The sequence below is a fragment of the Pseudomonas sp. E102 genome, from assembly GCF_052660185.1.
The window spans coordinates 2,638,991-2,651,816 of record NZ_CP084025.1 but is presented as its reverse complement, the minus strand read 5'-3'; the positions used below and the strand labels follow the sequence as shown (position 1 = coordinate 2,651,816).

The following is a 12,826-nucleotide window of genomic DNA, read 5'->3' as shown; positions in this document are numbered from 1 at the left end:
CCTGTCCTGATGTCTCATGGGCGAGACACTCGGCGTTGATCGGCGGTCTCGCTTCGGCAGTGGTGCGCGTGGGAGACATCAGCCTGTTCTGTTGAGTGTGGTGGTGTGCGTCAGGAGTTCAGAGCAGTTGACTGATCGGTGCGTGCAGTTTGTCGGCTGGCTTCAACAAGTTTTGGAACGGCTTTGGAACCGGTTTTCTCCAACGTCCACAAGGCCAAGCGCGAGGGGAGTCTTCAGGTCTTGTTTGCCAGGCGGCCAGCGCCAGATTCCGGTGGGCCCAGCATCGATCTCTAGAAAAGGAACGTCACATGAATCAACAAGAACAACTTCACCCCAAGCAGAGCGCCGCTTCCACCACGAGCCTGCGACCCACGCTGTTGTGCCTGTCACATTTGCGCTGGGGTTTCGTCTACCAACGGCCCCAGCACGTGATGTCGCGATTGGCCAGGGACTACGACGTTCTGTTCTTCGAGGAGCCGATTTTCGAAGGGCGGCAGACCGCGCACCTGGAACACTATGGGGTGGCCGAGGGCGTGACGGTGCTGGTGCCCAGGCTTCCGGAAGGGCTGGATGAAGCTCAGGTGATCGATGCCCAGCGCGAGCTGCTGGACGCCTGGCTGGCGCAACACTGGCCGAGTGAGCTGATGCTCTGGTACCTCACGCCCATGAGCCAGGTCTTCACCGATCACCTGGAGGCTAACGTGGTGATTTTCGATTGCATGGACGAGCTCTCGGCCTTCAAGTTCGCCCCGCCCGCGCTGGTGGAAATGGAGCGGCGGTTGATGGCAAAGGCCAACGTGGTGTTCACCGGCGGCTACAGCCTGTGGGAGGCCAAACGCCAGCACCATGACAACGTCCACGCCATGCCCAGCAGCGTTGATGTCGCGCACTTTGCCGCGGCCCGACAGCCGATTCCGGACCCGGCGGACCAGGCCGCGATTGCTCATCCGCGGCTGGGGTTCTTCGGGGTCATCGACGAGCGTTTCGATATCGACCTGGTGAGGGAACTGGCTACCCAACGCCCCGAGTGGCAGATCGTGCTGATCGGGCCAGTGGTCAAGATCGATCCGGCTACATTGCCGCGCTCGCCTAATATTCATTATTTGGGCGCCAAGCAATATGAGGAGTTGCCCGCTTACCTGGCGGGTTGGGACGTGGCGTTGATGCCGTTTGCCCTGAACGAATCCACGCGCTTCATCAGCCCCACCAAGACGCCCGAATACCTGGCGGGCGGTTGCCCGGTGGTGTCCACGCCGATCCGTGATGTCGTCAACGGCTACGGCGGCAGTGGCGTCGTTGCCATTGCTGATTCACCCCAGGCATTCATCGAGGCGATCCAGGCCGCGCTGGACCTGCGCACCCAGCCAGGCGTGATTGCGCAGTACGCCGATAAAGCCCTGGACGGCATGTCCTGGGACAAGACGTGCGCAATGATGAAGGAGCAGATCGAATGCCAACGATAACCCTCGAGACCCTGGACAACTCACTCGATGCCACGCCGTACGACTACCTGATCGTCGGCGCCGGTTTTGCCGGCAGCGTACTGGCCGAGCGACTGGCCGATGGGTTGGGCAAGCGCGTCCTGCTGATCGATCGTCGCGATCACATTGGCGGCAACGCCTACGACCATCTGGACGAGGCGGGGGTGCTGGTCCATCGCTACGGCCCGCACATCTTCCACACCAACGCCCAGCGCATTATCGATTACCTGTCGCGGTTCACCGAATGGCGGCCCTATGAACATCGGGTCCTGGCCCAGGTCGACGGCCACCAGGTGCCGATTCCGATCAACCTGACCACCCTCAACACGCTGTTCGGCTTGTCCATGGATGAAGCCCAGGCCGAGGCGTTCCTGGCGCAGCGGGCGGAGCCGGTCGAGACGATCCGTACCTCCGAGGACGTGGTTATCAACCAGATCGGTCAGGAGTTGTACGAGAAATTCTTTCGCGGCTACACCCGCAAACAATGGGGCCTGGACCCTTCGCAGCTGGACAAATCGGTGACCTCGCGAGTGCCGACACGCACCAACACGGACGATCGGTATTTCACCGACCAGTTCCAGATGATGCCCTTGCACGGCTACACGCGAATGTTCGAGCGCATGCTCGACCATCCGAACATCGATGTGCTGCTGTCCACCGATTTCAAGGCTGTGCGCCAGCGCATTCCACATCGCGAACTGGTCTATTGCGGGCCCATCGATGAGTACTTCGACCACTGCTTCGGTCGGCTGCCGTACCGCTCGTTGCGTTTCCAGCACGAAACCATGGATCAGGAGCAGTTTCAGCCGGTGGCGGTGGTCAATTACCCGGACGAGGCCGTGCCCTACACGCGTATCACCGAGTACAAGCACCTCACCGGCCAGCAACACCCGCGCACCAGCGTGACCTACGAATTTCCCTGCTCCGACGGTGACTTGTACTACCCGGTTCCGCGTCCGGAGAATGCCGAGTTGTACAAGCGGTACAAGGCGTTGGCCGATGAAACGCCGGGGGTGACTTTTCTCGGGCGGCTGGGCACCTACAAGTACTACAACATGGATCAGGTGGTAGGGCAGGCGCTCGCGTTGTACCAGCGTATCGCCGAGCAAGAGGGTGTTCAGGCGAAGGCCCACGAGGTCGAGCCAGGTTGATGCCTGGCTCCGCCTTTGCGTACAGGAGACCGCAACGTGCAGGACAGGATCTTCAGCAGTTTCATGATGGCCGGCTACGAGTGCTCCACCCAGCGCCGCGCCGATGGGCGCCGATTGGACATGCTCGCGGCGACTCGCCACGACCGCTGGGCAGGCGAGGATTATCGCCAGCTCGCCAGGTTGGGCATCCGTTGCGCCAGGGATGGCCTGCGCTGGCATCTGATCGAGCAGCAACCGGGCCGTTACGACTGGAGCAGCTTCCTGCCGATGCTGCGCGCCGCCCGGCGTTGCGATGTGCAAGTGGTATGGGACTTGTGTCATTACGGCTATCCCGACGACCTGGACATCTGGCGCCCTGCTTTCGTGGAGCGGTTTGCCCGCTTCTGCGCCGCCGTGGCGCGGTTGATGCGCGAGGAGGGGATCGAGGTCCCGTTCTACTCGCCGATCAATGAGATTTCTTTCTGGAGCTGGGCCGGCGGCGACGTCGGTTATTTCAACCCAGGCGCGCAGCGTCGGGGTACTGAACTCAAGCATCAGTTGGTGCGCGCAAGCATCGCGGCCATCGAAGCGATTCGAGAGGTCACGCCCGGTGCGCGGTTCGTCCAGTGCGATCCACTGATCAACGTACTGTCCTCGACTCGGCGAGCCGAGGACATCGAGGCCGCCGAGGCGTATCGACAATCCCAGTTCGAGGCCTGGGACCTGCTGACCGGCAGAAGCTGGCCGGGGCTGGGCGGACGAGAGGAGTACCTGGATATCGTCGGGGTGAACTTCTATCCCCATAACCAGTGGTTCCTCCATGGCAATCGGATCGAGCCGGGCAGCCCCGAATATCGCCCGTTGGTGGGCATGCTCAGCGAGGTCCACCAGCGCTACCGCAGGCCGATGCTACTGTCGGAAACCGGTGCCGAAGACACCGCCCGTGTTCCGTGGTTGAACTACATCGGCGAGCAACTGGCGCTGGCCATCGAGCGGAAAATTCCGATGGAGGGAATGTGTTGGTATCCGTTTCTCGATTACCCGGGCTGGGACGATGACCGCTACTGTCCCACCGGTGTGTTCGGTTACGCCGACAATGAGGGAAGCCGCGCGTCCTTCCATCCGCTGCTGGTGGCGATCACCGCGTTGCAGGCGCGCTTCGCCTCACCCGTGGCGATGGCACAAGTGCCATGAACAGCCAGCAACCCCATGGGCTGCCGTTGCCCAATACGGCGATCGCTTTTCTCTGGCGCTACGTCACCCTCAGGCCGTGGCATTTCGCGACCTTGTTTTTGCTGATTATCGGCGCCGCGAGCTGCGCCGTGGCGGTGCAGTTCGGTATGAAGCTGTTGGTGGACGCGATGGCCCAGGGCAGGGAGGCCGCCGGGCATGTGTGGCTGCCGTTCACAGTGTTCATTGCCTTGATCGTGATTGAAAACGTGTTCTGGCGCTCCGGTGGTTACCTGGGTTGTCGGACGGTGGTCGCCAGTTGCGCGGACCTGCGCATCGACCTGTTCAATCACCTGACGGGCCATCCAATGCGCTATTTCTCCCAGCATTTTGCCGGGGCCTTGGCCAATCGGATTTCCTCGGCGGGCGCCGCGGCTGGGTCCATCTACGGTGGGCTGGCCTGGAAAATCATCCCGCCTTGCGTCGATTTCATCGGGGCCGTGGTGGTGTTGTTCACCGTGCGACTTTCCATGGGCATCGCGTTGATTGGCGCCGTGGTCGTGGTGGCAACCTTGATCACAGTGATGGGCCTGCGAGGCCGCAGTCGCCACATCGACTTCGCGTCCCAGGCCGCGCGCGTCGGCGGCGAGCTGGTGGACCAGGTTTCCAACGTCTGGACGATCAAGGCTTTCTCCGCCCGGCATCGGGAACGGCGTCGACTGGAGCAAGCGATAGGTGTCGAGGCCAAGGCTCAACGCCGCAGTTGGATCTACCTTGAAAAAGCCCGGGTCCTGCATGACATCTGCCTGTCGATCATGGCCGGCGGCATGCTCGGCTGGTCGATCCTGTTGTGGCAGGACGGGCAGATCACCCCGGGCGATGTGGTGATGGTCAGTGCATTGTCGTTTCGCATCCTGCACGGCTCGCGGGACCTGGCCCTGGCTTTGGTGGATACTTCGCAGCAAATGGGCGTGATCGCCGAGACCCTGCGCATCATCGTCCAGCCGCACGCCCTCAGCGACACCCCGGCAGAACTGGCGCCGGGGCGCGGCAACATTCGCTTTATCGACGTCAGCTACAGCTACGCCGACGGTCGGGGTGCGATCAAGCACCTGTTCCTCGATATTCCCGCCGGACAGAAAGTCGGCATTGTCGGCCCTTCGGGGGCGGGCAAGTCGACGCTGGTCAGTCTGGTCCAGCGCCTTGACGATGTGCGCAGCGGGGTGATCCTGATCGATGACCGGGACGTGCGCTCGGTCAGCCAGGACAGCCTGCGCAGACAGATCGCCGTGGTGCCCCAGGAACCGGCGCTGTTCAATCGCACCATCTACGAGAACATCGCCTATGGTCAGCCCGATGCCACCGAGGAACAGGTGATCGACGCGGCCCGCCATGCCTATTGCGAAGAGTTCATCCGTGGCCTGCCGGACGGGTTCAATACCCTGGTGGGTGAGCGCGGCGTGATGTTATCGGGCGGTCAGCGCCAGCGCCTGGGGTTGGCGCGGGCGTTCCTGAAAAACGCGCCGATCCTGATCCTCGACGAAGCCACCTCGGCCCTGGACACGGAATCGGAAGCCAAGGTGCAAATGGCCCTGGACGACCTGATGCGCGGCCGCACCGTACTGGCAGTGGCCCATCGGTTGTCGACGGTCGCAAGGTTCGATCGGATCCTGGTGCTGCAGGCCGGAAGAATCGTCCAGGACGGCGCGCCCGATGAACTGCGCCAACGCGCAGGGCCGTTCCAAACGCTGTGGCAGGCCCAGGGGATGGAGTTGGGCAAGCGCTAGCGCCTCAATGTGCCACCGCAAGGCAGTGTTGTTTGTTGAATTTAGCCACACTCGCGATAGCGGTGGTTCAGCTTGCAGAGATGTTGGATGTGCCGCCGCCATCGCGAGCAAGCTCGCTCCCACAGGGGGGCAGTGTTGTGTCTTGAATTTGGCCACACCGCAGGACCTATTGTGGGAGCGAGCTTGCTCGCGATAGCGGTGGTTCAGCTTATGGAGATGTTGGATGTGCGGCCGCCATCGCGAGCAGGCTCGCTCCCACAGGGGGGCAGTGTTGTTTGTTGAATTTGGCCACACCGCAGGACCTATTGTGGGAGCGAGCCCTGCTCGCGATAGCGGTGGTTCAGCTTGCAGAGATGTTGGATGTGCCGCCGCCATCGCGAGCAAGCTCGCTCCCACAGGGGGCAGTGTTGTTTGTTGAATTTGGCCACACCGCAGAACCTATTGTGGGAGCGAGCCCTGCTCGCGATAGCGGTGGTTCAGCTTGCAGAGATGTTGGATGTGCCACCGCCATCGCGAGCAAGCTCGCTCCCACAGGGGGCAGTGTTGTTTGTTGAATTTGGCCACACCGCGGGACCTATTGTGGGAGCGAGCTTGCTCGCGATAGCGGTGGTTCAGCTTGCAGAGATGTTGGATGTGCGGCCGCCATCGCGAGCAAGCTCGCTCCCACAGGGGGGCAGTGTTGTTTGTTGAATACGGGCACGGCGCGGGGCTTCTTGTGGGAGCGAGCTTGCTCGCGATAGCGGTGGTTCAGCTTCCAGAGATGTTGGGGGTGCCACCGCCATCGCGAGCAAGCTCGCTCCCACAGGGGGCAGTGTTGTTTGTTGGATGCGGGCACGGCGCAGGGCTTTTTGTGGGAGCGAGCCCTGCTCGCGATAGCGGTGGTTCAGCTTCCAGAGATGTTGGGGGTGCCGCCGCCATCGCGAGCAAGCTCGCTCCCACAGGGGGGCAGTGTTGTTTGTTGAATACGGGCACGGCGCGGGGCTGTTTGTGGGAGCGAGCCCTGCTCGCGATAGCGGTGGTTCAGCTTGCAGAGATGTTGGATGTACTGTCGCCATCGCGAGCAGGCTCGCTCCCACAGGGGGGCAGTGTTGTGTCTTGAACCTGGCCACACCGCAGAACCTATTGTGGGAGCGAGCCCTGCTCGCGATAGGGGTGGTTCAGCTTATGGAGATGTTGGATGTGCCGCCGCCATCGCGAGCAGGCTCGCTCCCACAGGGGGGCAGTGTTGTTTGTTGAATTTGGCCATCCCGCAGAACCTTTTGTGGGAGCGAGCTTGCTCGCGATAGCGGTGGTTCAGCTTGAAAAAACAGCCTGGGAAGTGGCCGGAAGATGCTTGCCCTCGCAGGGGCAGTTGGGAAAGACTGACGCATTTCCATGCCACGCGACGAGTGCTTATGACTGTCCGATCAGCTACTGAAATCACCTCACAAGTTTCCCGTGCGCTCGAGGTGCTGAAGCGTCATCTTGGTCAGGGACTGCGCGCCGTCGTCTTGTTCGGTTCAGCGGTGGACGGTGGGCTCAAGCCCAACAGCGACATCGATCTGTTGGTGTTGGTCGACCTGCGATTGCCTGACTCCGTGAGGCATGGGCTGATGAAGGATCTGCTGACCGTCTCGGCCTGGCCGCCGACCGATTCGCTCCGGCCGTTGGAGGTGACAGTGGTCGCCCTGGATGCGATCGTCCCGTGGCGATATCCGCCGGTACGCGAGTTCCAGTTCGGGGAGTGGTTGCGCGAGGACTTGCAGGCCGGGCATTTCGAGCCTGCCATGAAGGACCACGACCTGGCCATCCTGTTGACCAAGGCAATGCAGCACAGTGTTTGCCTGTTCGGCGCCCCTATCGATGAAACGCTCAGCCCAGTGCCGGCGGCTGATCTGAGGCGGGCGTTGTACGACACCACCACGCAATGGAATGAAGACACCGATTGGCACGATGAACAGTGCAACGTGGTACTGGCATTGGCGCGCATCTGGCTCACCCTCGAAACAGGCACCATCGCGCCCAAGGACCAGGCGGCCGCATGGCTCCTGGAACGTTTGCCCCTGGCCCATCGGTCCGTGCTGGAAACGGCCCGCGCCGTCTATCTGGGGTGGGCGGCAGATGATCTTGCTGGCAAACCCCGACAGGTGAGGGCGTATGTGGAGCATGCGCGACAGGAGATTGACCGGCTCTATTCCCGGCTGCGCACCGACGTCTAACCGCCCCGGTTCTGATTGACAAAGTCCACGAACGCCCGCAGCGGCGAGGGTAGGTAGCGGCGGCCGGGGTAGTAGAGGAACGGCCCGGTGAAATGCTGCCACCAGGGTTCGAGTACCGGTTCGAGCAGGCCGCTGTCCAGGTGTGGCCGCAGCCAGTCCTCGAACAAATGAACGATGCCCATCCCATCCACCGCCGCCTGCACCGCCAGGTCCATGGCGCCGCCGATGCGCACGATCAACGGGCCGTTCGGCTCGACGCTGATGGTTTCCCCGTCCCGTTCGTACTCCCAGAGCGGTAGGGCCCCGCTGGGAAACTTGCCGGCCAGGCAGGCGTGCCGCAGCAGGTCCCGCGGGTGCTCGGGTCGGCCACGGGCGTCGAGGTATGCCGGTGAGGCGGCGGTGGCGAAGCGCTGCAAGCGTGGGCCGATGGGAATGGCGATCATGTCCTGCTCAAGGCGTTCGTCGTAGCGAATGCCGGCGTCACACCCGGCCGCGAGCATGTCGACGAAACTTTCCTCGGTGACCACTTCGAGGCGGATGTCAGGGTAGCTTTTGAGGAACGGCGCGATGATCGCGGGCAGCACCAGCCGGGCGGCGCTGACCGGTACGTTCAGCCTGAGGGTGCCCGAGGGACGATCACGAAAATCGTTGACCACGTCCAGCGCGGATTCCACCTCGCCCAAGGCCGGCACGATGCGTTCCATCAGGCGCGCGCCGGCCTCGGTCGGCACCACGCTACGGGTGGTGCGGTTGAGCAGGCGCACGCCGAGCCGGCTTTCGATGCGTCGCACGGCATCGCTGAGGCTGGAGGCGGATTTGCCGCTGATCCGCGCGCCTTCACGAAACCCGCCCGCGTTCACCACCGCCACGAAGGACAGCAAGTCCTGGATATCTGTCGCCATTGTTCTCTCCACCGTACAGCCCGTTCGGATTGCACCTGATTATCAGCGGAGTGGTCAACGCCTATAGTCGGCCCAGGCACATTTAATCCAAGGGGTACGAGATGAGCAGGGCAGACACCGCAGGGACTTTTCAACTGGGCGATCGTACCGTCAAGCGCATGGGCTACGGCGCGATGCAACTGGCGGGCCCCCAGGTTTTCGGGCCACCCAAGGATCCGGCGGCGGCCATCGCCGTGCTGCGCGAAGCGGTGGCGGCGGGCGTCAACCATATCGACACCGCTGACTTCTACGGGCCCCATGTCACCAACCGGCTGATCCGTGAAGCGCTGCATCCTTACGCCGACGACCTGGTCATCGTGACCAAGGTTGGCGCCGTCCGGGGTACGGATGCGTCATGGAACCCGGCCCACAGCCCGGCCGAGCTGACCCGCGCTGTCCATGACAACCTGCGCAACCTTGGCGTGGATGTGTTGGAGGTGGTCAATCTGCGCGCCTGGGGCAATTTGCATTCGCCAGCCGATGACGACATCGAGGAACAGTTCTCGACGCTGGCCGAGTTGCAGCATCAGGGCCTGATCCGCCATCTGGGCTTGAGCAACGTCACCGCGGCCCAGGTCAAGCAGGCCCAGGGCATTGCGAAGGTGGTCTGCGTGCAGAATCACTACAACCTGACCCATCGCGTCGACGAACAACTGATTGTAGAGCTGGGCAAGCAAGGCATCGCCTACGTGCCGTTCTTCCCACTGGGTGGGTTTACGCCGCTGCAATCGCAAACCCTGTCGGATGTCGCCGCGCGCCTGGACGCTTCACCGCTGGGTGTCGCGTTGGCCTGGCTGCTGCAACGTGCGCCGAATATGTTGCTGATTCCCGGTACGTCATCCGTGGCGCACCTGCAGGAAAACCTTTCGGCAAGTGAACTGCGAATTCCCGCGCAGATGCTGGCCGAGCTTGACGCCATGCTGTAGCGACAGGCGCCGCGCGGCGGTGTGCCTGGTGCCTGAAAAATCGAACAGGCTCCGGCCGGACGATGTCCCAGATTTATCGTCGTCAGGCAAGGATTTCGTCATGGCAGACCCTGGTATTCCCGGCCATCGCTGGGCTGATTCGACATGGGCTTTTTTACGCGAGGGCTACCCGTTCATTCGCAAGCGGTGCGCCGCCTATGGCAGCCCGGTTTTCCAGACCCGGCTGCTGGGTCGGCGCACGCTTTGCCTCAGCGGGCTGGAGGCGGCGGAGCTGTTCTACGACGCGCGGCGCTTTGTCCGAACGCCCACGTCCACGCCTGCGCCGCTGCGCAATATTCTGCTGGGGGCCGGTGGGGTCCAGGGGCTCGACGGAGCCCCTCATGCGCGACGCAAGCAATTGTTCCTCGAACTGCTGGACAAGGAAAACGTCCAGCGTTTGACCCAGGTTTATGAAGCTCGCTTGAGCGAGGCCACGGCAAGACTTCCAATGGGCGAGGCGTTCGAATGCCTGCCTTGGATCGAGGCCCTGTTGTGTCGGTCGGTCTGCGAATGGGCCGGCGTTGCGACGATGAGCGACCAACAAATGCACCGGCTGACCCGGCGGTTGGCCTCGCTGATCGACGGCAGCGGTCGCCTGGATTGGCGCATGCCGGCCGCGTGGTGGCGGCGCAAGGCCTGCGAAGCCGAGGCCGCGCGCTGGATCGAAAACTGCCGGCGAGGCGCCCACCCTGCGTTGCCGGAGTCCCCCCTGCACAAGCTTGCCCAGCATCGCGATGAGCAAGGGCAATTGTTGGCGCCACGGGTAGCGGCCGTCGAATTGCTCAACATTCTGCGCCCGGTGGTCGCGGTGGGGCGCTTCCTGTTGTTCGGGCTGATCGAGCTGGAGCGACAGCCGCGATGGCGCACCTCCATCGCCCGCAACGAAGGCGCGGCGTGGGCCTTCGCCGAGGAAACGCGGCGCTTCTACGCGTTCTTTCCGATGGTGGCCGCGTTCGTGCGCGAGAGCTTCGAATGGCGCGGCTATCGTTTCGACAAAGGCACCCGGGTGCTGCTGGACCTCTTCGGCAGCAACCGCGATGCGGCGCATTGGAAGGCGCCGGACAGTTTTTCGCCCGAACGTTTCGGCCAATGCCCGATGAAAACGTCGGTCATCAGCCAGGGCAGCGGCGAGTACACCTACCACCGTTGTCCTGGCGAGCCGTTGACCTTGTCGTTGATGCAGGCAACGTTTGAATATTTGTGCCGGCACCTACAATGGCGTTTGGACGTGAAGGCCGTCGATTTCCAACGCCTGCCCATGTTGCCCCGAGAGGCCGTGCCGATGACCGTGACGGGTCATTGGGGGGACGAAAAGACCAGTGCCTGACCGTCGTCCGGGATGAGCAGCCGTTCCGCAACCCCCGCCCGCTCGGCGGCAGCGCGCAGTGCCTCTCGTGTCGTCGGGCAATGGCTGATGGCTTCCAGGTGATTGGCCACCACGGTCCCACGAGACAGACGGGTGAATTCCAGGGTTTCTTCCATGCCCATGATGATGTCGTCGCCGATATCGAAACGTGCCCCGCCTGCCGGTACGACGCTGACCTGTGGCTGATGGCGCAATACGAAATCGCACACAGTGGGGGTGAGCACGGTATCGCCGGTGAGGTAGACGCTGGGCTCGTCGGGCAACTCGATCAGGTAGCCGACGCCGTGCTCCATCAGCTTGCCCACCAGGCCCCGTCCGTGGGTGCATTTGACGGACCGTATGCTGCCACCCAGGAACGCGCCGGGTTGCTCGTGATCGTTGGCGAGCGGTTGGACGTTCAAGCCTCGCCTGGCGAGGTACCCGGCGTCGCGGGGCGTGCAGATGACCGGGATCTGGCGTTCTCGCAGCCAGTGTTTCGCCGCCCGATCGAGATGATCGAAGTGGCCTTTCTGGCAGTGCGTGATCAGACAATGAGTCACGGTTTCAAGAGCGCTTGCCGTGGACGCCGGCAGCTCCACCAGCGGATTGCGCTGGGTCGCGCCGAACAGGCGAAGCGGCGGCAGGGCGCCTTTGCCGGCCAGCATGGGGTCGACGAGCACGCGGTACGGGCCGAACTCAAGGATGATCGTGGCGTTGCGGATCTGTTGGATTTTCATGGAGCGTTCCTTGTTGGGCGAGCGTTCCATGGTGCCGATCCCGGGCGATGGGCATAATGGCTGGATCTGACATCCTTGATTCAATTTGAGCCATGCCGAAAAAACTCCGCGTCGGTTTGTTGCTGTTTCCCGGTTGCATGCCTGCCGGCCTGTTTGCCTTTGCTGATTTGCTGCACGCGGCCAACCGCCGCAGTGGTCGGGTGCTGTTCGAGGCGACCTATGTCGCGCTGCAAGCCGGCCCGGTGACCTGCGCCCATGGCATCGGTCTTCAGGCTGAGGAGTCGTTGGGCGAGGCCGACCTGGATGCGCTCATGGTGCCTGGTTTCTGGGCCGAATCGGCCGAACAGGTCAAGGGTGTGCTTGCCGGCCAGGCTCCGCTGTTGAAAGCGCTGTCAAACCGCCCCCGGCGCTTGCAACTCTGGGCCTACTGCACCGGGGTCTGTCTGCTGGCCGCCTGTGGCCGATTGGACGGGCAGGGCGCGACAGTCACCTGGTGGTTGGCGCAGTCGATGCAGGAGCAGTACGGCAACGTGCGCTGGCAGAGCGAACAGAACTGCGTGTTCAACGAGCGAACCGCCACCGCGTCGGGGGTGAACGGTTACCTGCCCATCGCCGAGCACCTGATCGAACGTAACGTCAGTCACGATGCACTGCGCGATATTACCCGGCTGATGGTGTTGCCGCGCCCGGCCGTCCCTCACGTGGCGTTTCAGGGGATTGCGCTGATACAGCAGCCCGACGGATTGCTGCGCCGGTTGCATGGCTTGATCGAGCAGATGCCGGCGGAGCAGATCACGGTCAAGGCGCTGGCGAGTCGGCTTGCCATGTCCGAGCGCACGCTGGCGCGCAAGGTTGGCGACGCAACCGGCCAGACCGTCGCCGCGTATGCCCGGTGCATCAAGTTGAATCAGGTGGGCGAACGCCTGACATTGACGTCGCTGCCCCTGGCCAGCATCGGCGCCGAGCTGGGTTTCAGCAGCAGCTCCAACCTGCAGCGGATGTTCAAGGCGCTGACAGGGCTGACGCCGGTGCAGTACCGGCGCCAGTTCGGGCGGGTGTGAAGCTGGGGCGC

10 protein-coding genes are annotated in these 12,826 nt (G+C 63.0%); 8 read left to right on the top strand and 2 right to left on the bottom strand.

Annotated elements, in window-relative coordinates; genetic code table 11:
* The first annotated feature begins 308 nt into the window (after window positions 1–308).
* The 5 genes from DOCECA_RS11790 (at window position 309) to DOCECA_RS11770 (ending at window position 7,766) form a co-directional block, all read left to right on the top strand.
* Entirely contained in the window at window positions 309–1,463 is a 1,155-nt protein-coding gene (locus DOCECA_RS11790) for a glycosyltransferase family 1 protein (RefSeq protein WP_434559537.1), read from the top strand.
* Window positions 1,451–2,632 carry a UDP-galactopyranose mutase gene (gene glf, locus DOCECA_RS11785; RefSeq protein WP_445572031.1) on the top strand — a complete coding sequence of 394 codons (1,182 nt, stop codon included), beginning with the start codon at window positions 1,451–1,453 and terminating at the stop codon, window positions 2,630–2,632. The genes DOCECA_RS11790 and glf overlap by 13 nt, the downstream gene beginning before the upstream one ends.
* A 63-nt stretch (window positions 2,633–2,695) precedes the next feature.
* Window positions 2,696–3,805, top strand: a complete 1,110-nt coding sequence (locus DOCECA_RS11780) for a beta-glucosidase (protein WP_445572162.1) — start codon at window positions 2,696–2,698, stop codon at window positions 3,803–3,805.
* Window positions 3,802–5,568, top strand: coding sequence for an ABC transporter ATP-binding protein (locus tag DOCECA_RS11775; RefSeq protein WP_434559533.1), 1,767 nt, complete (start codon window positions 3,802–3,804; stop codon window positions 5,566–5,568). Before DOCECA_RS11780 ends, DOCECA_RS11775 begins: the two co-directional genes overlap by 4 nt.
* 1,394 nt (window positions 5,569–6,962) lie before the next feature.
* On the top strand, window positions 6,963–7,766 hold the full coding sequence (locus DOCECA_RS11770; protein WP_445572030.1) for an aminoglycoside adenylyltransferase family protein: 804 nt from the start codon (window positions 6,963–6,965) through the stop codon (window positions 7,764–7,766).
* On the opposite strand, the gene DOCECA_RS11765 is transcribed toward DOCECA_RS11770, so the two are convergent.
* On the bottom strand, window positions 7,763–8,668 hold the full coding sequence (locus DOCECA_RS11765) for a LysR family transcriptional regulator (protein ID WP_445572029.1): 906 nt from the start codon (window positions 8,666–8,668) through the stop codon (window positions 7,763–7,765). The two genes, DOCECA_RS11770 and DOCECA_RS11765, sit on opposite strands and share 4 nt — an antisense overlap.
* Before the next feature lie 101 nt (window positions 8,669–8,769).
* On the opposite strand from DOCECA_RS11765, the gene DOCECA_RS11760 reads away from it, so the two are divergent.
* Complete coding sequence (locus DOCECA_RS11760; RefSeq protein ID WP_445572028.1) at window positions 8,770–9,633, top strand: aldo/keto reductase family oxidoreductase; 864 nt, start codon at window positions 8,770–8,772, stop codon at window positions 9,631–9,633.
* A gap of 100 nt (window positions 9,634–9,733) precedes the next feature.
* Window positions 9,734–10,999: a cytochrome P450 gene (locus DOCECA_RS11755; RefSeq protein ID WP_445572027.1), complete on the top strand. Its 1,266-nt coding sequence runs from the start codon at window positions 9,734–9,736 to the stop codon at window positions 10,997–10,999.
* Here DOCECA_RS11755 and DOCECA_RS11750 read toward each other — a convergent pair.
* Window positions 10,969–11,754 (bottom strand): MBL fold metallo-hydrolase, encoded by a 786-nt coding sequence (locus DOCECA_RS11750; protein WP_434648072.1) that lies wholly within the window; start codon window positions 11,752–11,754, stop codon window positions 10,969–10,971. The two genes, DOCECA_RS11755 and DOCECA_RS11750, sit on opposite strands and share 31 nt — an antisense overlap.
* A 92-nt stretch (window positions 11,755–11,846) precedes the next feature.
* Between DOCECA_RS11750 and DOCECA_RS11745 the strand changes: the two genes are divergently transcribed.
* Entirely contained in the window at window positions 11,847–12,815 is a 969-nt protein-coding gene (locus DOCECA_RS11745; RefSeq protein ID WP_445572026.1) for a GlxA family transcriptional regulator, read from the top strand.
* The last annotated feature ends 11 nt before the right edge of the window (window positions 12,816–12,826 follow it).